Origin of the sequence: Mangrovibacterium marinum, from assembly GCF_003046625.1 — a bacterium.
GTDB classification, from domain to species: Bacteria; Bacteroidota; Bacteroidia; order Bacteroidales; family Prolixibacteraceae; genus Mangrovibacterium; species Mangrovibacterium marinum.
Map to the genome: position 1 here is coordinate 163,706 of NZ_QAAD01000007.1, position 20,244 is coordinate 183,949.

Consider the following 20,244-nt stretch of genomic DNA (forward strand, 5'->3'; position numbering starts at 1 on the left):
GGGAGAAATTGGCTAATAGAATTTTACAAATTAACCAGATGAAGAACATTCGCAACTTTTGCATTATTGCTCATATTGATCACGGAAAAAGTACGTTGGCCGACCGTTTACTGGAAGTAACCAAAACGGTTAGCGAGCGCGATATGCAGGCTCAGGTATTGGATAGTATGGATCTTGAGAAGGAGAGAGGGATTACCATTAAGAGTCATGCCATTCAGATGGACTATGAACAAGATGGCGAGAAATATACCTTGAACCTGATTGATACTCCGGGACACGTCGACTTTTCGTACGAGGTGTCGCGTTCGATTGCGGCCTGCGAAGGTGCACTGTTGATTATCGACTCAACACAAGGCATACAGGCACAGACGATCTCGAATTTGTACCTGGCTATTGAACACGACCTGGAGATTATCCCGGTGTTGAATAAGATGGATTTGCCCAATGCCATGCCCGAAGTTGTGGAAGACCAGATTATTGATTTGATCGGTTGCAAACGCGAAGATATTATCCGCGCCAGTGGTAAAACAGGCGAGGGAGTCGACGAAATTCTACGCCGTATTGTTGAAGACATTCCTGCTCCGGTTGGAGATCCCGAAGCACCGCTTCAGGCGTTGATCTTCGACTCGGTTTTTAATCCCTTCCGGGGAGTTATCGCCTACTTTAAGGTGGTTAACGGAACCATCAACAAGGGAGACCTGGTGAAGTTTGTGAATACCAAAAAGGAGTACGATGTTGACGAAGTTGGCGTGTTGCGATTGGGAATGGAGCCTCGCAAAATGCTTGGTACCGGCGATGTTGGGTACATCATCTCTGGCATTAAAATGGCCAAGGAAGTAAAAGTAGGTGATACGATTACCCATAAAGCGCGTCCGTGCGATAAAGCTATTGAAGGTTTCGAAGAGGTTAAACCGATGGTTTTTGCAGGTGTTTATCCCATCGATTCGGATGACTATGAGGATTTGCGTGCAGCCATGGAAAAACTTCAGCTGAACGATGCCTCGCTGACTTACGAGCCCGAGTCGTCGGCCGCATTGGGCTTTGGATTCCGGTGTGGATTCCTTGGTATGTTGCACATGGAAATCATTCAGGAACGTTTGGATCGCGAGTTCGATATGAATGTGATCACCACGGTTCCCAACGTGTCGTATCTGGTACATACAACCGATGGCGAAACCATGCAGGTGTATAACCCCAGTGGCTTGCCCTCTTCCAATAAAATTAACGAAATTGAAGAACCTTATATTCGTGCACAAATTATTACCAAGTCCGATTTTATTGGCCCGGTAATGACGCTTTGTCTGGATAAACGAGGTCAGCTGATTAAGCAGGATTACCTGACAGCCGAGCGCACCGAGATGACTTTTGATATGCCCCTGGGCGAAATTGTTTTCGACTTCTACGACAAGCTCAAGTCAATCTCGAAGGGCTATGCCTCGTTCGATTATCACATGATTGGTTTTAAACCGGCTAAATTGGTGCGTTTGGATATCCTTTTGAACGGCGAAATGGTGGATGCACTTTCCTCGTTGATTCACTTCGATAATGCCTACACTTTGGGTCGGCGGATGTGCGAGAAATTGCGGGAACTCATTCCCCGTCAGCAGTTTGATATTGCCATTCAGGCGGCTATCGGTGCAAAAATTATCGCCCGCGAAACGATTAAAGCGGTTCGCAAGGATGTGACTGCCAAGTGTTACGGCGGCGATATTACCCGAAAGCGAAAACTGCTGGAAAAACAGAAAAAAGGGAAGAAGCGGATGAAGCAAGTTGGTAATGTTGAAGTGCCGCAGAAAGCCTTCCTTGCTGTGTTGAAATTAGATTAATTGATCATATCAAACCTCATCGCGTGTTCAGTGCGCTTTGAGGTTTTTTCTTTTCCGACCGGAGTTTTCGCCGGAGCTGTTAGTCTTTAGTTTTCGTTCGTATTCCGATGCCTGGTCATAGAAATACTTAAAGCGGAGCATTTGCGCTATTGCTTTGATCTCGGTTAAAACAGCTAACGCTTCCTCAATTTTGCGGGCATATTCCAAAAACTCGACCTGAACCAGGAGATACCGTATTTTTGCATAGTATTTATAGTTGGGGGCAATCGATTTTAGCTCGGTTTGCCGGAATGTTTCAGTTGCACGTTCCTCATCCCCTGTATGCAGCATAGCCCGGGCATTGAAACTAATTATGAGCTGGTAAAGCCAGTTCGACTTTTGTTTGGTCAAGATGTACCGCTCGGTGGTGAGTTGCACCAGTTCCCGAATTTTATCGAAGTTGTTTTTGTAGTTCAGGGCGTTGATCAGCAGGTATTCGAATATGGGGAAATTGTAGCGTTGCTGCGACTCCTGCAGGTAAAATTGTTCTGCCTGGTGTAGGATGCTTGTCCAATGTTCCTTGCTGATTGTTGGCTCGAACAACAGGCGTACCGAGTGGTAAAACCCGCTGGTTAACGGATTCAGTAACTGCGGCTTTTCTATGGCTTTAAACCAATCGTACTCTTCTCGCTGCTTTTCGCGATCCGAGGTTAAAAAGTATTGGGTAAATTTTAGGTGGTGCCCGTAAATTTGGGCTTCCGGTCCGGGTTTGTTTTCAAGGTAATAGTTGATGTTGTCGCCGGCGTGCAAAACTAACGAATCCATATCGAAAAAGCTTTCGAAATACAATATTTGCCCTGCACGCGATTGAGCGAAATGCGGAATCAGGTAGTCCCGTAATTCGGGATGTTTCCGCAATTCAATATTGATGAGATTGAATATTTCCGAATCCACATCGGTTTGTTTGATGCGGATGTACGCTGGATTCGTGTCCTCAAAGATCGAAAAGATGTCCTTCAGAAAATCTGCTTTTCGTTCTTTAAAGGCAATTTTTATGATGAATTTGATCAGGTTGAAGCGTAGCAATTTGTTCTCGCTGTAGTAGTCGTTGATTTTGCGAATCAGATTGAGGTTGAATTGGTTTTCGCGCAACCATTTGTTGGCCAGCATAAACTCCATTAAGATATCGTTCGAAAAGCGAACCTCGGTAGTAACCGACAGATAGCTGCAGGGAACATTCTGCTCGTAGATTATATTTCGTGAAATTAACTCGCGGTAGGCGCTTTTGTATTCATCCGATTGCGGAAGTTCATCTTTCTGTACCGGCGTAATTCGTTTCCCGTATTGTGAATGTTGGAGCAACGAATCAATAATTTTAAACTTCTCAGCAGCATAAGGTTCCGATAAAATCGTTTCCGACAGGAATGTATGCAATAAGTCAATTTCGCAGCCCGGCATAGCCTCTTCTTGCTGCATGAACAGGTTCAGAAAATACGGACGGGCTATAATCTTGAGCAGCTGCGGCGAATGAAAGCTCAGCTGACGATAGAACTGTTTGGGGTATTTTTGTTCGAGCGTCCGCTTTATTTCGGTCTTAGTTAGCAGCGGAACATTGATGGTCAGCTCGGGTAGTTCGTCGAAGCTTACATCAAACCATTGTTGTGTGACTGCGGGCTTTTTCCGGGCCAGGCAGCTCAGTATTTTCCAATTATCAGGTTGGCAAGTAATAATTAGTTTGAACCAGGGAACCTCTTCATACGAACTTACAATATCCAACAGGTTTTCTATAAAACCGCTTAGCTTATCGGTGTGGTAGAAGATCTCATTCAGCGCATCAATAATTAGAACAAAATGACCTTTCACTTCATCCGGATGCTCCCTGAAATACTTACTGAAGCTATTTTCTGGCTTGAACAAGAGTAAGTTGTGAAGCCAGTTAAATTGATCGAATTTGTTGACGATGCTGATTAAACTACCACCGTCGAGCAGCATGGCGATATCGTTCGGGTAGCGGGCATCAGGTCCCAGGAAAAAGTATTCGGCGCATTGGTAGATCAACGTGGATTTCCCATATCCGCCGGGGGCGATGAAGGCTGTTGCCACTTGCGACGACTGCATGAAGCCTTCCAGTTTTTCGATGGCAAATGCCCGCGGACGATGCTGCAACTGTTCCGATTTGATGCGCGAGCCAATCGTCAGCATGGAGTTGTTGCTCAGGTAGCAGGCTCGTTTTTTTAGCTGTTCCCACGAGTTCAGGCTCGAGTATTTATGTTTGTTTTTTTCGAAACTAACAGCATAGTCCGTCCAGTTTGAAAAACCCAGATAGATAGCCAGGGTGTTGAGGGTGTATTTCGAAGGATTGAATGGTGATTGAATGATGCCAAAAAAGCGCTTAAGAGTCGAAACACTAATCTGTCGGCCTGTGGATTCAAGGATCGACTCCGCGAGCGTCTGACAGTCTCTGGCAGCACTGATTTGCTGTCCGTATTTTTTCCGGATCTCGTCTTTGACCAGCTCTTTTATTAAGTTCTCCTGCTTTTTCATGATCCCCTTCAATTGAATTGTATTCTGAAAAACCTGGTATTATATTATAATTTACGAATTAAAGTTGATCAGTCCAACTCCGGGACCTCGTTTTTTTCGTTGGAAATGGGCTGCTGTGCTTTGATGTTCGTGTTCATAGTAGGATATTGTTTATTTTACAGAATCTATGCGACTTTGTCTTGCTTATTGTTTCGGGCGTTTTTGATAAGCCAATATAGAACATAAGTATCGATTTTAAAATAAAATAGACTAATTTTCATCTTTTTATTTAGATGTGTTAATGAGACATTAATGGCGGGGTGAGGCTGATTTTGTTCCCTGACTAAAATGAACAGGAAATGAATGGCGAATATAGATCGAGGATGGTTTGAATTCGTAACTTTAAATTGTTTTGTTACTAACTAAAAGCTAACTACTATGTTTATTAAACCTGATTCTGTTTTGAAAGACCGTAGTTCGACACGGAGCAGCGAACGGGCGGAAAAATCTCATCGCGGCGACGCCATTGCTCCGGTAAATGTTCCTGAACGAGGGGGTCGTCACCCGGAATTTGTAGTCGACTGGCAGATGAAAGCCACTGTTAAGCGCGCGAACATCAATCCGGAGTATTTCCATTAATCCATTTTTTGTCCCCGATCTTAAAAGCCTGGTTCTGCTTGAGCAGGGAGGCCTTATGCGGCATTCTATGCCCATTTACCTATTAGCTCATGGAAGTGTTCCGGAATAAGTCGTTTCCGAATGTCCTTGCCGGAGGCTGTAAACACGAAAGTGAGCATGAGTATTGTGATGATTAACCAACCGAAAAAAGACGTTTAATGATTTTAAAGAAGGAATATTCAGAAAAAGAGCAATTGTGTCGGATTGTATTTGGAGTAACGAATGATTGGTCGCTCGATGCTCAAAATGTGCGCATCGTGGGCGAGTTTAACAATTGGGATCGGAACACCGAGCCAATGGCACAAACCGCCGAGGGTGATTTTGTTCAGGAACTGGAACTGAAGACTAACCAGGAATATCAGTTTCGCTACCTGGTTGACGATTACTTTTGGGAAAACGAACCGCAGGCTGATGGTTTGACACCTAGTGGGGTGGATGTTGAAGATTACAATTCTGTTTTAGTCATATAGTAATACCCTGTGAAACTGTGTGTTTGAGAGCACTGCCTAAAGAGCTCCCGAACCACAGTTTTTTTACCCCAACGCTATCTCCCCGCCCTACGCTAACACTTCAATCTTTTAGCTCGCTTCCTCGGGCTGGCAAAACGGCACAGTTGCGATGTCTCTGCAAGAATCAGACTTGTTGGACCCTGTTTGCCCGAGCTTTTGCCATCAGTCCTCAGCAGCACGTTCAGGCTGAGAAAATCAATTTAATCCAAATAAATAGGAGTTGAGTCAAGTTGAATGACGATCGCTTGCAGAAATATGCTTATTTTGAAAATGCCAACAGAATGGCATATCGGGAGATCAGATTGTTTTAACTTGAATTAGCTTATGGAACTTGGTTTATTAATTGATATCGTAATCATTTTTGCCTTATCGACAACCGTAAACTTTTTGTTTACAAAAATTAAAGTGCCAACCATTATCGGTTATTTATTGACCGGCGTAGTTGCCGGGCCTTACGCTCTGGGCTTGATTAATGAGGCACATTCGATTGAGTTGATGGCCGAAATCGGTGTGGTATTGTTGATGTTCACCATTGGACTGGAATTTTCAATCAATCATCTTTTTAAAATTCGCAAGGTTGTGTTTGTAGGTGGCTTTATGCAACTGCTGCTTACTGCCGGGATCACCATGTTGGTAGCCCGTGTTTACCAGATTGACTGGCCCGGAGCCTTGTTTGTTGGCTTTTTAACAGCTCTGAGCAGTACGGCGGTGGTGTTGAAACTGATGCAGGAACGCTCCGAGATAACGTCGAACTACGGGCGGACGGTTGTTGGTATTTTAATTTTTCAAGATGTCATCCTGATTCCGCTTTTGCTGTTTACTCCAATGTTGGGCGGCGAAAGCTCCAACCAATCCAATGAGCTGTTGTTATTACTGGGCAAAACGGCGGTGCTGGTGGGCTTGGTATTTGTCGGTAATCGCTGGCTTATGCCCCGGTTGTTGCAGATGGTGGCGCACACCCGGAATCAGGAGTTGTTTATGATGAGCATTTTTGTCATCTGTTTGTCGGTCGCGCTGCTTACTGCCGAAATGGGAATTTCACTTGCTTTTGGCGCTTTTTTGGCCGGACTGATGATTTCTGACTCTGAGTACAGTCACAGCGCTTTTGGCCACTTAATTCCATTTAAAGACACCTTTACAAGCTTCTTCTTTGTGAGTATCGGCATGCTGTTAAACCTGGCATTTGTTGTTGAAAATCCGTTCCTGGTTTTTGGCACTGTCGTGTTGGTACTGGTGTTGAAAACGATTATCGCCGGAGGAACCGCCTTTGTGTTGGGACATACCTTCCGGGGAACGGTGATGGTTGGTCTGGCCTTGTCGCAGGTGGGCGAATTCTCGTTTATCTTGGCGCAAACCGGTATGCGCTACCAGATTATTCCGGACGACTACTACCAGCTGTTTCTGGCCGTGGCTATTATCAGTATGTCGGTTACGCCGTTGCTGATGATGGGATCGCGCAGACTGGCCGATCAGCTGCTGCGCTTGCCATTGCCGCAGGCCTTGGTCGACGGGCTTTTCCCTTTGCCACAGATCGAGCTGCCAGCCCATTCAAATCATGCTGTTTTTATCGGCAAAGATTCGCGGGCGGTAAATCTTTCGTTTATGGCGAAATATGTGAATATGCCCTATATATCCATCATTTTTGATCCGGTAACCGTCAAAAAACTTCAGGAGCGGGGTGAAACGGTCATTTACGGAGATGCTGTAAATATGCCAATTCTGGAAAAGGCTCATGTCGACAGCGCCGAGGTTGTGGTCATCTCGGTGGGCAACCTGGTTATTGCCATGTCGATTATCGAGAAGATTCGTCAGTTGAATCCGCATGTGCACATCATTGTCCGTACAAAGCATGTGTTCGATGTTGAAGAGTTGTACAAAAACGGCGCAAATGAGGTGATCCCCGAAGAGTTTGAAACGGCGATTGATTTGTTTGAGAAGGTGATGAATAAACGGCTTGTGCCCCGACGAGAGATCAACCGCCTGATTGCAAAAATCAGAGACGACCACTACGGCATCTTTCGCGATGAAAGCGAGAACTCCAATCAGCTTTTTAAGGAATTGCCCAACCTGGAGATTATGGCCCTGAAGGTTCGAAAGGGATCGGAGGTGATTGGAAAGACAATTAAAGATATTCAGTTCAGGAAGCAGTACGATGTGACGCTGATTGCTGTATTGCGCGATGAGCAGCTGATTGAACATCCCGAAGCGAAACAATGCTTGCAGGAAAATGATATCGTGTACATCATGGGCCGCTCCGAGCAGATTGCTTCAATATTCGACCTTTTTGGCAAAGATGAGCGATCGTAATAAAAGCAGAAAAAATCCCGAACTGAAAAGAAGAACGGGATTTTTTCTGACAGTTGAAGTTCGCTGAAGCCTTGTAATGAGTTATCCGGCCTGAGAGCATTGCCTGGCCGAAGGTGTGGTGCTAAAAATCAAACAATCAGTTTATAGCCTTTACCATGCACGTTGATTATTTCAACCGCCGGTTCTTCTTTCAGGTGCTTGCGCAATTTAGTGATGTATACATCCATACTTCGGGCGTTGAAGTAGTTGTCATCAATCCAGATTGTTTTCAGGGCAAAGTTACGTTCCAGAACGTTGTTGGCATTGTTACACAGCAAGCGCAGAAGCTCCGATTCTTTGGTGGTCAGCTTTACTTGTTCTTCTTTTTCCTCGTTGGTGAGCACCTGCTTGCGCGGATCAAAGGTAAAGCGTCCCAGCTTAAACAGGCTTTGATCACTCCCACCGGCTTTGTTCGAGTCCTGCGATGTGCGGCGCAGAATTGCTTCAATCCGGAAAATCAACTCTTCCATACTGAAGGGCTTGGTGATGTAGTCGTCGGCGCCGGTGCGAAATCCTTCCAGAACATCCTCCTTTAGATTTTTAGCAGAAAGAAAAATGATGGGGATGTTTTGGTTGATCAGCCGGATGTCGCGGGCAAGTGAAATGCCGTCCTTTTTGGGCATCATAATATCCAGGACACATATATTGTATTCGCTTTTTCTGAAGCCGGCATAAGCCAGTTCGCCGTCGCCAAACAAATCGGTGTCGAAGCCTTTGGCAATTAAATATTCTTTTAATAGCAAGCCGAGGTTTTCATCGTCTTCGGCCAATAAAAGTTTTGCTTTTGTATCCATTTTCTTTCAAATTAAGCGGGAAGTAAAGAATAAACTTGGTTCCCTTATTTACAACACTTTCTACTTTGATTTTTCCCTGGTGAGCATCAATTATTTTTTTTACGTAGCTAAGGCCAAGGCCGAAGCCTTTTACATCGTGCACATTGCCCGTTGGTACTCTGAAAAAACGTTCAAAAATCTGATCAATATGTTCTTTTGGAATTCCGATCCCATTGTCTTTGATTGAGATCAGGAGATAGTTTCCTTTATTTTCGGTTTTAATTGAAATTTCGGGTTGTTCTTTGCCGTATTTCACGGCATTGTCCAGTAAGTTAAAAATGACATTGGTAACATGTACCTCATCGCCTTTTATGAGATCTTGCTGTGCCGTTAACTCGGCACCCAGTTTACCTCCTTTATTTTTTACGCGAAGTTCAAAGTTAAGAATTACGTTGCTAACCAAGTCATTAATATGAAATTCTTTGAACTTTAATTTTAGTCGTCCTTCATTAAAGATGGCCATCTGCAGCACTTTTTCAACCTGAAAGCTCAGCCGTTTGCTTTCCTGAAGAATGACACTGGAAATGTGCTCAATGGTTTTGGGGGTATTGGACACACTATTGTCGTGAAGCATCTGGCTGGCCAGCGATATGGTTGAAATCGGCGTCTTCAGTTCATGGGTCATATTGTTGATGAAGTCGTTCTTGATAATTGACAACTTTTTTTGTTTCAGGATAATAAGGATCGTATAGACGAAGATGGCGATCAGCAGAAATGTCAGAATCACTGTGGGGATCACCATAAAACCGGTTGCTTTCAACAGAAAGGTATCGCGTTTCGGAAAATAAATACGCAGGTAGTTGGGTTTGGGGTTTTCATCGTGGGGGAAAAGCACATCCCGGTATTCCTTCCGTTGCCCGGGAGCATAATCGTTACTGCCAAAAACAAACTGTTCTTCGCCAAAGGGAAAGGATTTTACAGCGTATTTAAAATCGAGGTTTATATTGCTTGCTTTCAGCTCTGTCTTCAGAAGATGCTCCAGTTGCTGCTGGTCAACACGTTCTTTCAGCGGTAGACTCGATAGCAGTTGCTGGTTGATCATATTACGCCAAATAGCAGCTCGTTCCAGCTGGCGGCGTTCCCACTCCTGCATGATATAGTTGTCGTAGTCGTGAATCATGTCGAAGGCCGAAGGAAAGTCGCCGGGTTGACCGCGCTCATTTACGCCAACGGGTATCGAATCGAAGAAACTAACCGACAATTCTTCGCGGATAGTACTTAGTCCGTTGTTTTTCGAAAATTGGCGGGCAAAACTAATTGCTTTGCGATTGCTTGCGGTTCCCATGTTTTGAGTGCTTCTGGTATTGGGGAACAGCGAATTGCCCGATGAGTAATAGTTGGGAGCCAGATTGGCCATTTCTTTTCGTTCCAGGTTGCCGATCACTTGTTTCAATACGCGGGCAACCGCTTGGTCAAATTGTTCCTCGCGGATATCAAAAGCTTTTTTTATGGAGTTGGACTGAACCAGAATCAGGCTGGTCATAACCAAGGCCATCAGGATAATCAGGCTTATGATGATCTTTCTACTCATACGGACAAAGATAAGTTTTTATGGTTGGCTGGTATTGCTGCTTAACACAATTTAACAGGCGTTGATTGTCTGTGTGTTAGCCCGCTCGGGAGGGCTTGGAATCGTTAACAGGCTTTAACATTTCTTTACAAGTAGCCAGCTGGCGAATGCCTATCTTTGAAATGTGAAAAGCAGAAGTAATTGTCTTTTTACAATTTGGGGTTTAACTGAGTTTTAACAAGGTGAATTTAGGTTTTGGTTTAGCGGGGTCATTGGGCCCCGCTATTTTTTTAGCCCTTAGTCAAACGATTGGGCATCGGTTTTTTTCAAGTATTTGATGGCCTGATGCGAGGCATTTTGCTGCGATTCCTTTTTCGAATTACCTTCACCCTTACCAATTGGCAAGCCATCGGATGTGATGACGGTGATGAAGCTCGGCGTTTTGCTGTCTCCCGACAGATGTTCGGTTGTCTCGAAGTTGATTTCCTGCTTGTTTTTCTGGCTCCACTCAATCAGTTGGCTCTTGAAATTCGTGTTGGTGTGTTGTACCTGGTTCAGATCAACATAGGAGGGGAGAATCTTTTTTACGATAAATGCTTTGGTCACCCGGTAGCCGCGATCCAGGTAGAGCGCGCCAATGATGGCTTCGAATGCATCACCGTAAATATGACTGTTTTCAGCCGTATTGTTGGTATTGGACCGGATGTAGGCGTTTAGCCCAATCTGGTAGGTTAAATCGGTCAGGAAACTTCGGTTGACCAGCTTCGAGCGCATTTGCGTTAAAAAGCCTTCATCCTGGTTGGGAAAGCGATTGTATAAAAATTCGGCAATAATGGAGCCCAGTATGGCATCGCCCAAATATTCCAGTCGTTCGTTATTGACCTGATTACCCTGCGTATCGAGCTTGGAGGCTGATTTATGGGTGAGCGCTGTTTCATACAGTGTCATATTGTTTGGTGCGGTACCAAACAACGATTTTAAAAAGAAATAAAACTCTTTTCGTGGAGTTGAAAAGAGTTTTATTTTTTGTACGAATGATCGTATCACGTTATCAGTATTTCTTTAAAATTACTGAGGCATTGTGACCTCCGAAACCAAAGGTGTTGCTCAAAGCGTAGTTTACTTCACGCTCTTTTGCTTCGTTGAAAGTGAAATCGAGTTTTGGATCGATCTCAGGATCATCGGTGAAATGGTTAATGGTTGGAGGGATAATTCCGTGTTGCATAGCCAAAATTGATGCAATTGCTTCAATTGCACCGGCAGCCCCCAATAGGTGACCAGTCATTGACTTTGTGGAACTAATGCTTAATTTATAGGCATGATCGCCAAAGCATGCTTGAATTGCTTTAGGTTCTGCAATATCTCCAAGAGGAGTGGAGGTGCCGTGAACATTGATGTAGTCAATGTCTTCTGGTTTAATGCCAGCATCTTCCAGTGCCCATTTCATAACCAAAGCAGCACCTTTTCCTTCTGGATCAGGGGCAGTCATATGGTAGGCGTCTGCAGACATACCTCCTCCTACAAATTCAGCGTAAATTTTTGCTCCGCGGGCTTTGGCGTGCTCGTACTCTTCAAAAATAAGAGCACCAGATCCTTCGCCCATTACAAATCCATCACGATCCTTGTCGAAAGGACGAGATGCAGTTGCCGGATCGTCATTACGTGTTGAAATTGCACGCATCGAATTGAAACCTGCTAAACCAGCTTCGTTGATTGCTGCTTCCGAACCTCCTGTAATAAATAAATCTGCTTTACCCATACGAATATAATTGAATGCATCAATCATTGCGTGTGAGGCAGATGCACAAGCACTTACAGTTGTGAAGTTTGGACCGCGGAAACCATAGCGGATAGATAATAATCCACCAGCTATGTTCGCAATCATTTTTGGAATAAAGTAAGGATTGAACTTAGGACGCTCAATATTGTAGGCTTTTACATCTTCGTAAAAAGTCTGCAAACCTCCAATGCCGGCACCCCAAATTACACCCGCACGATCTTTGTCTAAAACTTCCAAATCTAATCCGGAATCTTCGATCGCTTGTTGTGCAGCTGCATATGCGTAGAGTGCATAAGGGTCGTTTTTACGAACCTCCTTTTTCTCAACGTAAAGCGTTGGGTCAAAGTCTTTCAACTCACATGCAAACTGAGTCTTGTGCAAATCAACATTCATTCTGGTAATGCGTGCTGCTCCACTGACTCCGTTCTTTAGCCCTTCCCAATATTCCTGTACAGAATTACCAAGCGGGTTTACGGTTCCAAGTCCGGTAATAACTACCCGTTTAAATTCCATAAATTTTTGTTCTGATTTATTACTTTTTGTTTGCTTCGATGTGAGCGATAGCTTCACCTACAGTCGAGATCTTTTCAGCCTGATCGTCTGGAATAGCCAAATCAAATTCTTTTTCAAATTCCATGATCAGTTCTACAGTATCCAAAGAGTCAGCACCAAGATCATTTGTGAAAGAAGCTTCAGTAGTTACTTCGCTTTCGTCAACACCTAATTTGTCGACAATAATTGCTTTTACTTTAGATGCAATGTCAGACATAGTTCTAATTTTAAGTTAATATTCAATTTTGTTTTTAAAAAATCGGTGCAAAGTAATAAATTTACCCAAGATAAATCAAAATAAAAGTGAAATAAATCGTTGCTTTGGGGCGTTGAAAGGTTTTCGAGACAGCTATAATTGAACAAGTTAGTCTAAAGTTCTAAAAGTAATTTCTAAGAGGATAAAGTATGAAAAGAATCGCCATTTTTGCTTCAGGGTCAGGCACTAATGCACAAAATATAATCGAGTATTTTAAAAACAGCCGCGACATCGTTGTCGACTCCTTGTGGTCTAATAATGAGGATGCTTATGCACTTATTCGGGCTGAAAAGCTGGGCGTGGATACCAATACCTTCGATCGGGATGTGTTGTATCACAGTATTGATGTGTTGGAAGAGTTGAGCGATCGGAAAATTGATATGATTGTGCTGGCCGGTTTTCTCTGGTTAATGCCGGGCAATCTGACCAGCGAGTTTACGACGGTTAATATTCATCCGGCTCTGTTGCCCAAATACGGCGGAAAGGGCATGTACGGGAAACACGTTCACCAGGCTGTTATTGCCAATAAAGAAAAGGAAAGCGGAATTACCATTCATTTGGTCAACGACAAGTACGATTCCGGAAGTATTATTTTCCAGGCTTCCTGCGAGGTAAATCCCGGGGATACGCCCGAGTCGTTGGCCGACCGTATTCATCAGCTCGAGTATGAACATTACCCACGTGTTATTGAAGAGTTGTTGATGAAAGATGAAGAGCAGGATTAGTTTCGTGTTGTTTTTTTATCTTTCAGCCTAAACCAATAAAAACAGAAACAAATGGAAGATCTGGCTATCGGAACCCGGGTAAAGCACCCGGTATATGGCGAAGGTATTGTAAGTCGTTCGCATTTGACCATTTTTGAGATCTTTTTTGAACGGGGCGGGAAAATGGAGCTCACCAAGTATAATGCCGATCTGGAAATCATCAGTTCCCCTATTGAGGAGCCGCGAACCGGCTTAACCCTTTCGGAAGTTGAAAATGCTTTGGCTCTTGTGCTCGATAAGTATCAGGGGATAACTTATGGGGCCAAGCTGGCCGACAAGTGGAAAGGAGGCATGCTGGAGATGAAGCCTGCAAATCCCGATTTACAGGCAAAAGAGATCCCGATGGAAACCTTCTTCCATAAGATTGTGATGCTCCGCGACCGGCTGCGGGTACTGGAACAAAACATTAACACTCACCCCAAACTCGATGATCAGGATAAAGTGCAATTGCAACAGTACATCACCCGGGCCTACGGGAGTTTGACCACTTTCAATGTCCTGTTTGCCGACAAGGAGGCTTACTTTAAAGGACAGTCGAAATAGCCCGCTGTGTTTATGGGGCCGATTGATAATATTGACAGAAAGAAAGCCGGGAAAGTCCGGCTTTCGCATTTTAAAGTAGTTCAGTCCCCGATAATTGCTCATCATAGCTGATAAACTGACATTTGTCTTGATGTAGATTGAAAAAGAATGCAGAACTTTGCCGCAAATATTCATTTATGGCAAAAACAGTATCACCCGATTTTATCAAAGGCCTGCCAAAGGCTGAATTGCATGTACATATTGAAGGAACTTTAGAGCCCGAATTGTTGTTCGAGCTGGCCAAACGCAATAGTATTCACCTCAAATATCCAAGCATCGAGGCGCTGAGAGAAGCTTATTCCTTTACCAAACTTCAGGACTTCCTGGATATTTACTATGCCGGAGCCAATGTGCTTCAAACCGAGCAGGATTTTTATGACTTGACCTGGGCTTACCTGAAAAAAGCCCAAATGGAAGGCATTGTTCATGCCGAGATCTTTTTCGATCCGCAGACACATACGGCGCGCGGTATTCAGTTTGAAACGGTGATCAATGGTATTTCGAAAGCACTGGAAGACGGGCGCGAGAAGCTGGGCATTTCTGCAAAACTGATCATGTGCTTTTTGCGACACCTGGTCGAGCTGTCGGCCTTCCGCACCCTTGAAGATGCTTTGCCCTACAAAGATCAGATTGTTGGCGTTGGGCTCGACTCATCAGAACGCGGCAATCCGCCGTCGAAATTTACCGATGTATTTGCTGCCGCCCGACGAGAAGGCTTTAAGCTGGTAGCCCATGCGGGCGAAGAAGGAACTGAAGCCTATGTGCGTGAGGCCATCGACTTGCTGAAAGTGGATCGGATTGATCATGGTAATGCCTCCATTCAGGATGATCATTTAGTGGATGCATTAAATGAGCGGCGCATGCCTTTGACTCTTTGTCCGCTGTCGAACAAAGCCTTGCATGTTATTCAAAATATGGAGGAACATCCGTTGAAAAAGATGTTGCACAAAGGCTTGTTGGTTACTGTAAACTCCGACGATCCGGCCTATTTTGGCGGTTATATCAACGCGAACTTTCAGGCCGTTGCCGATGCGCTGTTGCTGAATAAGGAAGAAGTAGCACAATTGGCGCGTAATTCGTTCCACGGGAGCTTTTTGTCGGACGACGAAAAAGCCTGCTTCCTGGAATCGATCGATCGTTATTGTGCCAATAATTAATCGTATGACATCGAGCTGATAATTAAGCTCAGGCAAATAAATAATGGGGATTTGTAGGCAGGGGTGCTTTTGAAAAGGTACCCCTGTTTGATTTTCGGTGCTCGCTACCAGTTCCGGGGCGTATCATCGGCGATGAAGCAGGACACCCAAGGATAGCTTTCCGGTTTTGATTTTTTAATATTGTAAGGCAAACCAATACAATACTAAAAATCAAACTTATGGCAACTTCTGTTTTTGCAAAATACCCGAAGCCGGAGCAGCTGTTGGCAATGGCGCCAACCATCCCTCAGGACATCCTTCCGGTGAACGGACATTTCCATACGCCGTATTCGTTTAGTGCTTTTACCGAGATTCAGCAAGTATTTGCCATGGCACAGGCGGAGAAGGTCCGGGTGTTGGGAATCAACGATTTCTATACAACCGACGGGTATGACGAGTTTTGCGAACTGGCTCGCCAACGGCTTATCTTTCCGTTGTTTAATATCGAGTTTATGAGCTTGCAAAAGGACTTGCAGGCCGCCGGTATTCGGGTCAACGATCCCAATAACCCGGGACGCACTTACTTTAGCGGCAAGGGATTGAAGTATCCGGTGCGCTTAAATGCCGATATGATTGCCCGTCTGTTTCAGGTTCAGAATGAAAGCAACCGGCAGGCTGCACAGATGATCGACAAGTTGAATGACTTTCTGGAGGAGCTGAAAGCCGGATTTTCGTTTACTTACGATGAACTGAAAAGCCGATACGCCAAGAATTTGCTTCGCGAACGCCATATTGCGAAAGCGCTGAGGGAAGCGGTTGTTCAAAAATTCCCGACAGAAGACGAGCAAAAAGCATTCTTCACAAAACTGTTTTCGGGGAAAGAGCCCAAGTCGGCGATGCACGATTTCGCCAGTCTGGAAAATGAAATTCGGTCCCATCTGCTAAAGGCGGGTGGACCAGCGTTTGTGCCGGAAGATGACAAAGCTTTCTTAAGCTTAGAGCAGGTGAAAGAGTTGATCATTCAGGCCGGAGGTATTCCTTGCTATCCGGTGTTGCTGGATAATGCCAAAGGGGAGTTCACCGATTTTGAGGGCGATTACGAACAGTTATACCAGCAACTGGTGGCAAAAAATGTGTCTATGCTGGAGCTTATTCCCGGGCGCAATAAGCCGGAAATCATGGAAGAATTTGTGAATTTTTTCAACAATCGCGGCTTTGTTATTACCTTCGGAACAGAGCATAATACCCCAAAGTTGGATCCAATTACGGTTTATGGAGGCGATGGCGGGGAACTGAGTCCGGCGATGAAAAAGATCGGTTATGAAGGGGCTTGTGTCATTGCTGCGCACCAATATCTGGTGGCGAAAGGCCGATTGGGATACTTGGATAAACAGGGCAAAGCGAAGGTCGACGAGCGTGACACATTTATTGCCTTGGGAAATGCCGTGATTAAAAAATTTGTTAGCGGGCAGTAGCCGTATATTCAGATATAAACCAAAGATCAACCAGGAATTTTCAAACTTATGGAACAAGGAATAAAAGACTTAATTGAAATCTCGCAGTTTTACGGCAAACAAAAAGATTTTGTATTGGCGGGCGGAGGGAATACTTCGTGGAAAACAGCCGGATGTTTGCGCGTGAAAGCCAGCGGATTTAGCCTGGCGACCATTACCGAGCCCGGCTTTGCAAAGCTGGATCGCAAGCTGCTACACGAAATTAACTCCAAAAGCTATTCAACGGATCCTCTGCTGCGGGAAGAGGAAATTAAAAATGACCTGTTGCGAAGTCGACTGGAACCGGAGAAAGGCAGACGTCCTTCGGTTGAAACATCACTGCACAATCTCATCGATTATGCTTTTATTGTACATACGCATTCAACCAAGGTAAACGGATTGATGTGTAGTCAGCAGGCGGCGGAGAAAGCCGCTGAGCTTTTGGGTGACGATGTGTTGTACATTCCGTACGAGGATCCGGGATACATTCTGTTTAAGGTGGTTGAGAAGGCCGTTGTGCAATATCGGGCTGATAAAGGCAAGGATCCGGCAGTCATTCTGCTTCAGAACCACGGTGTTTTTGTTGGTGCCAACACCATTGCTGAGGTGAAGGCTATTTATGATGCTATCATTCAGAAGCTGGATGCGGCTTATGGGCCGGAAGCGCCGGTTGAAGAGTTGCCGGTTTCAGCAGATGCTGCAAAGGTGATTCCTGCCGTTCGGATGATGTTGTCGGCTGACGGCCTTAAAACGGTCAGGCTGGTGAATAATAGCCTGCTGGATTTTTACCTTCAGGAAGAAAATTTTTCCCGAATCTCGAAGCCCTTTACGCCCGATGGCATTGTATATGCCAATTCGGCCTACCTATACACACAATACACCGGTGATCCGGAAGCTTTTTTAGCAGATCTTCAAACTAAAATTGACGAATATAAATCGGCGAAAGGAAAGCTTCCGAAAGTAATTTTTGCACGCGGACTGGGGGTAATGCTCATTGCCGATCATGCTCAGGGCACCGATGTGCTGTATGATGTGGTAACCGATTGTTGCCGAATTGCAGCTTTCGCACAATCCTTTGGCGGCGAGCATCCGATGACTGCCGAACAGGTTCGGTTTATCGAAACCTGGGAGGTGGAGCAATATCGCTCCAAGGTATCCATGGGAGCAACCGCCGGCCGTGCCGATCGCAAGATTATGGTGGTAACAGGGGGCGCTCAGGGCTTTGGTGCCGGTATTGTGGAAGAACTGATGAAGCACGGCGCCAATGTAGTAATTGCCGACCTGAACGCCGAGAAGGGACAGGAATTTGCCGATGAATTGAACGCTGCAAACCGGAAAAACAAAGCATTATTTGTAAAAGCTGATGTGTCGGATGCCGAGTCGGTTCAGAATCTGATTGACAAAACCGTCGTGAATTTTGGCGGTTTGGATGCTTTCATTAGTAATGCCGGTATTCTGCGCGCCGGCGGCCTGGACGAGATGACGCCCGATACTTTCGAGCTGATGACCAAGGTGAACTATTCAGCTTACTTCCTGTGTGCAAAATATGCTTCGGCGGTGATGAAGCTTCAAAATAAAATTAAGCCGGATCATTTTGCCGATATTATTCAAATTAATTCAAAATCAGGCTTAAAAGGAAGTAATAAAAACTTCGCTTATGCCGGAGGTAAATTTGGCGGAATTGGTTTAACACAGTCATTCGCACTGGAGCTGATGCCATCGCGTATCAAGGTGAACTCGATATGTCCCGGGAACTTTTTCGATGGCCCGCTGTGGGCCGATCCCGAAAAAGGCTTGTTTGTTCAGTACTTGAATGCCGGTAAAGTCCCGGGAGCCAAAACCATTGACGATGTGAAAGCTTATTATGAAGCGCAGGTTCCCGCAGGCCGCGGATGTACGCCACTGGATGTGATGCGGGCCATTTTCTATGTCATGGAGCAGGAGTACGAAACCGGGCAGGCAGTTCCGGTTACCGGAGGGCAAAATATGCTGAATTAGGTTCGGCTTTCTCGTCGCTGGTTTTTGGCTTTTGCAATCCGGAACAGCGGCGGAAGCGTCGGAACAATGCGAATGAATCGTATAACAGTAAATTATTAATCTGCGTTGGCAACTAGCAACTAGCAACTAGCAACTAGCAACTAGCAACTAGCAACTAGCAACCAACGCCTAGCAACCAGAATATGAAAACAAAAGCTATTCGACTATACGGCAAGAAAGACTTGCGTCTGGAAGAGTTTGACCTTCCGAAAATTAACGATGATGAGATTTTGGCCAAAGTGGTGTCCGACAGTATATGCATGTCGTCCTACAAAGCGGCTAGCCAGGGGAGCGATCATAAACGTATCCCGAACGATGTGGCCGAAAATCCGGTTTTAATAGGCCACGAGTTTGCCGGCGAGTTGGTTGAAATTGGAGCAAACTGGCAACACAAGTTTAAGGCCGGACAAAAGTTCTCCATTCAGCCTGCAATCTATTACGAACAAGGTCCTGTTGGCGTGTTGAGCGCTCCGGGCTATTCGTACCCGTACATTGGCGGCGATGCCACCTATGTGATCATTCCCAAAGATGTGCTGGTGCAGGACTGCTTGCTGGCCTACGATGGTCCCGGTTACTACCCCGCATCGCTGGCCGAGCCATTGAGTTGTGTGATTGGTGCCATGCACGCCAACTACCACACCAAGCCGGGCTCGTACGTCCATCAGATGGAAATTGTGGACGGCGGAAAAATGGCTATCCTGGCAGGCGTTGGCCCGATGGGTTTGGCAGCAATCAATTATGCGATTCTGCGTCAGGACCGCAAACCGGCACTGCTTGTGGTAACCGATATTGACCAATCTCGGCTTGATCGGGCAGCATCGATCTATTCTCCTGAGTGGGCTAAAGCAAATGGAATTGAGCTAATTTACCTGAACACAAGCGGCGACGATCCGGTGGGTAAACTACGCGGTTTAACCGGAGGGGAGGGCTACAACGATGTGTTTGTCTTCGCACCGGTTCCGGCGGTAATTGAACAGGGCGATGCCATCCTGGCAAATGATGGTTGTCTGAACTTTTTTGCCGGCCCCGGCAATGCCGACTTCACGGCAACGATGAACTTCTACAATGTTCACTATGCATCAACGCATCTTGTTGGGACGTCCGGAGGAAATAATGATGATATGGTTGAGTCGCTCGACATGTTTGGGCGGGGGCTCGATCCGGCGGGTTTGGTAACCCACATTGGCGGACTGAATGCGGTGATCGAAACCACCCTGAACCTGCCCCAGATTCCCGGGGGTAAGAAGTTGATCTATACCCATAAGGATATTCCCCTGACAGCAATTGCTGAATTTAAAGAAAAAGGAAAATCTGACCCTTTATTTGCCGGTCTGCACGAAATTTGCCAGCGAAATAACGACCTTTGGTCCGTCGAAGCTGAAGATTTCCTACTCGCGAATGCGAAGGATATTTAAATGCAGGTATTTGTGATCATATTGC

16 protein-coding genes are annotated in these 20,244 nt (G+C 45.3%); 10 read left to right on the forward strand and 6 right to left on the reverse strand.

Going from position 1 to position 20,244, the window contains the following annotated elements; translation table 11 throughout:
- Window positions 1–38 precede the first annotated feature (38 nt).
- Window positions 39–1,826 carry a translation elongation factor 4 gene (gene lepA, locus C8N47_RS08755; RefSeq protein ID WP_107822166.1) on the forward strand — a complete coding sequence of 596 codons (1,788 nt, stop codon included), beginning with the start codon at window positions 39–41 and terminating at the stop codon, window positions 1,824–1,826.
- A 27-nt stretch (window positions 1,827–1,853) separates the two neighbouring features.
- On the opposite strand, the gene C8N47_RS08760 is transcribed toward lepA, so the two are convergent.
- Window positions 1,854–4,349, reverse strand: a complete 2,496-nt coding sequence (locus C8N47_RS08760; protein ID WP_107822167.1) for an NACHT domain-containing protein — start codon at window positions 4,347–4,349, stop codon at window positions 1,854–1,856.
- Window positions 4,350–4,766: 417 nt separating this feature from the next.
- On the opposite strand from C8N47_RS08760, the gene C8N47_RS08765 reads away from it, so the two are divergent.
- The 3 genes from C8N47_RS08765 (at window position 4,767) to C8N47_RS08775 (ending at window position 7,822) form a co-directional block, all read left to right on the forward strand.
- On the forward strand, window positions 4,767–4,967 hold the full coding sequence (locus C8N47_RS08765; protein ID WP_107822168.1) for a hypothetical protein: 201 nt from the start codon (window positions 4,767–4,769) through the stop codon (window positions 4,965–4,967).
- A 197-nt stretch (window positions 4,968–5,164) separates the two neighbouring features.
- Window positions 5,165–5,476 carry an isoamylase early set domain-containing protein gene (locus C8N47_RS08770; protein ID WP_107822169.1) on the forward strand — a complete coding sequence of 104 codons (312 nt, stop codon included), beginning with the start codon at window positions 5,165–5,167 and terminating at the stop codon, window positions 5,474–5,476.
- Window positions 5,477–5,839: 363 nt separating this feature from the next.
- Window positions 5,840–7,822, forward strand: a complete 1,983-nt coding sequence (locus tag C8N47_RS08775; protein WP_107822170.1) for a monovalent cation:proton antiporter family protein — start codon at window positions 5,840–5,842, stop codon at window positions 7,820–7,822.
- A gap of 128 nt (window positions 7,823–7,950) precedes the next feature.
- On the opposite strand, the gene rprY is transcribed toward C8N47_RS08775, so the two are convergent.
- The 5 genes from rprY to C8N47_RS08800 form a co-directional block, all read right to left on the reverse strand.
- Window positions 7,951–8,655 (reverse strand): response regulator transcription factor RprY, encoded by a 705-nt coding sequence (gene rprY / locus C8N47_RS08780; RefSeq protein ID WP_107822171.1) that lies wholly within the window; start codon window positions 8,653–8,655, stop codon window positions 7,951–7,953.
- Window positions 8,615–10,225 carry a sensor histidine kinase gene (locus tag C8N47_RS08785; RefSeq protein WP_107822172.1) on the reverse strand — a complete coding sequence of 537 codons (1,611 nt, stop codon included), beginning with the start codon at window positions 10,223–10,225 and terminating at the stop codon, window positions 8,615–8,617. The genes rprY and C8N47_RS08785 overlap by 41 nt, the downstream gene beginning before the upstream one ends.
- A gap of 276 nt (window positions 10,226–10,501) precedes the next feature.
- Window positions 10,502–11,251 (reverse strand): ribonuclease III, encoded by a 750-nt coding sequence (gene rnc, locus C8N47_RS08790; RefSeq protein ID WP_146161478.1) that lies wholly within the window; start codon window positions 11,249–11,251, stop codon window positions 10,502–10,504.
- Window positions 11,252–11,255: 4 nt separating this feature from the next.
- Entirely contained in the window at window positions 11,256–12,497 is a 1,242-nt protein-coding gene (gene fabF, locus C8N47_RS08795; protein ID WP_107822174.1) for a beta-ketoacyl-ACP synthase II, read from the reverse strand.
- Window positions 12,498–12,516: 19 nt separating this feature from the next.
- Entirely contained in the window at window positions 12,517–12,753 is a 237-nt protein-coding gene (locus tag C8N47_RS08800; protein WP_107822175.1) for an acyl carrier protein, read from the reverse strand.
- A 188-nt stretch (window positions 12,754–12,941) separates the two neighbouring features.
- Between C8N47_RS08800 and purN the strand changes: the two genes are divergently transcribed.
- The 6 genes from purN to C8N47_RS08830 all read left to right on the forward strand — a co-directional run bounded on the left by purN (window position 12,942) and on the right by C8N47_RS08830 (window position 20,219).
- A complete protein-coding gene (gene purN / locus C8N47_RS08805; RefSeq protein WP_107822176.1) occupies window positions 12,942–13,517 on the forward strand; it encodes a phosphoribosylglycinamide formyltransferase in 576 nt (191 codons plus the stop codon).
- Between the two features lie 51 nt (window positions 13,518–13,568).
- Complete coding sequence (locus C8N47_RS08810) at window positions 13,569–14,099, forward strand: hypothetical protein (RefSeq protein WP_107822177.1); 531 nt, start codon at window positions 13,569–13,571, stop codon at window positions 14,097–14,099.
- A 176-nt stretch (window positions 14,100–14,275) separates the two neighbouring features.
- Window positions 14,276–15,295: an adenosine deaminase gene (locus tag C8N47_RS08815; RefSeq protein WP_107822178.1), complete on the forward strand. Its 1,020-nt coding sequence runs from the start codon at window positions 14,276–14,278 to the stop codon at window positions 15,293–15,295.
- Window positions 15,296–15,513: 218 nt separating this feature from the next.
- Window positions 15,514–16,749, forward strand: coding sequence for a hypothetical protein (locus C8N47_RS08820; protein WP_211316082.1), 1,236 nt, complete (start codon window positions 15,514–15,516; stop codon window positions 16,747–16,749).
- Window positions 16,750–16,797: 48 nt separating this feature from the next.
- A complete protein-coding gene (locus C8N47_RS08825; RefSeq protein WP_107822179.1) occupies window positions 16,798–18,765 on the forward strand; it encodes an SDR family NAD(P)-dependent oxidoreductase in 1,968 nt (655 codons plus the stop codon).
- Window positions 18,766–18,947: 182 nt separating this feature from the next.
- Window positions 18,948–20,219 carry a zinc-binding dehydrogenase gene (locus C8N47_RS08830; RefSeq protein ID WP_107822180.1) on the forward strand — a complete coding sequence of 424 codons (1,272 nt, stop codon included), beginning with the start codon at window positions 18,948–18,950 and terminating at the stop codon, window positions 20,217–20,219.
- The last annotated feature ends 25 nt before the right edge of the window (window positions 20,220–20,244 follow it).

Bases quoted from the DNA above. Each gene is read 5' to 3' on its own strand.
- lepA (WP_107822166.1), top strand. From the start codon at position 39: ATGAAGAACATTCGCAACTTTTGCATTATTGCTCATATTGATCACGGA.
- C8N47_RS08760 (WP_107822167.1), bottom strand. From the start codon at position 4,349: ATGAAAAAGCAGGAGAACTTAATAAAAGAGCTGGTCAAAGACGAGATC.
- C8N47_RS08765 (WP_107822168.1), top strand. From the start codon at position 4,767: ATGTTTATTAAACCTGATTCTGTTTTGAAAGACCGTAGTTCGACACGG.
- C8N47_RS08770 (WP_107822169.1), top strand. From the start codon at position 5,165: ATGATTTTAAAGAAGGAATATTCAGAAAAAGAGCAATTGTGTCGGATT.
- C8N47_RS08775 (WP_107822170.1), top strand. From the start codon at position 5,840: ATGGAACTTGGTTTATTAATTGATATCGTAATCATTTTTGCCTTATCG.
- rprY (WP_107822171.1), bottom strand. From the start codon at position 8,655: ATGGATACAAAAGCAAAACTTTTATTGGCCGAAGACGATGAAAACCTC.
- C8N47_RS08785 (WP_107822172.1), bottom strand. From the start codon at position 10,225: ATGAGTAGAAAGATCATCATAAGCCTGATTATCCTGATGGCCTTGGTT.
- fabF (WP_107822174.1), bottom strand. From the start codon at position 12,497: ATGGAATTTAAACGGGTAGTTATTACCGGACTTGGAACCGTAAACCCG.
- C8N47_RS08800 (WP_107822175.1), bottom strand. From the start codon at position 12,753: ATGTCTGACATTGCATCTAAAGTAAAAGCAATTATTGTCGACAAATTA.
- purN (WP_107822176.1), top strand. From the start codon at position 12,942: ATGAAAAGAATCGCCATTTTTGCTTCAGGGTCAGGCACTAATGCACAA.
- C8N47_RS08810 (WP_107822177.1), top strand. From the start codon at position 13,569: ATGGAAGATCTGGCTATCGGAACCCGGGTAAAGCACCCGGTATATGGC.
- C8N47_RS08815 (WP_107822178.1), top strand. From the start codon at position 14,276: ATGGCAAAAACAGTATCACCCGATTTTATCAAAGGCCTGCCAAAGGCT.
- C8N47_RS08820 (WP_211316082.1), top strand. From the start codon at position 15,514: ATGGCAACTTCTGTTTTTGCAAAATACCCGAAGCCGGAGCAGCTGTTG.
- C8N47_RS08825 (WP_107822179.1), top strand. From the start codon at position 16,798: ATGGAACAAGGAATAAAAGACTTAATTGAAATCTCGCAGTTTTACGGC.
- C8N47_RS08830 (WP_107822180.1), top strand. From the start codon at position 18,948: ATGAAAACAAAAGCTATTCGACTATACGGCAAGAAAGACTTGCGTCTG.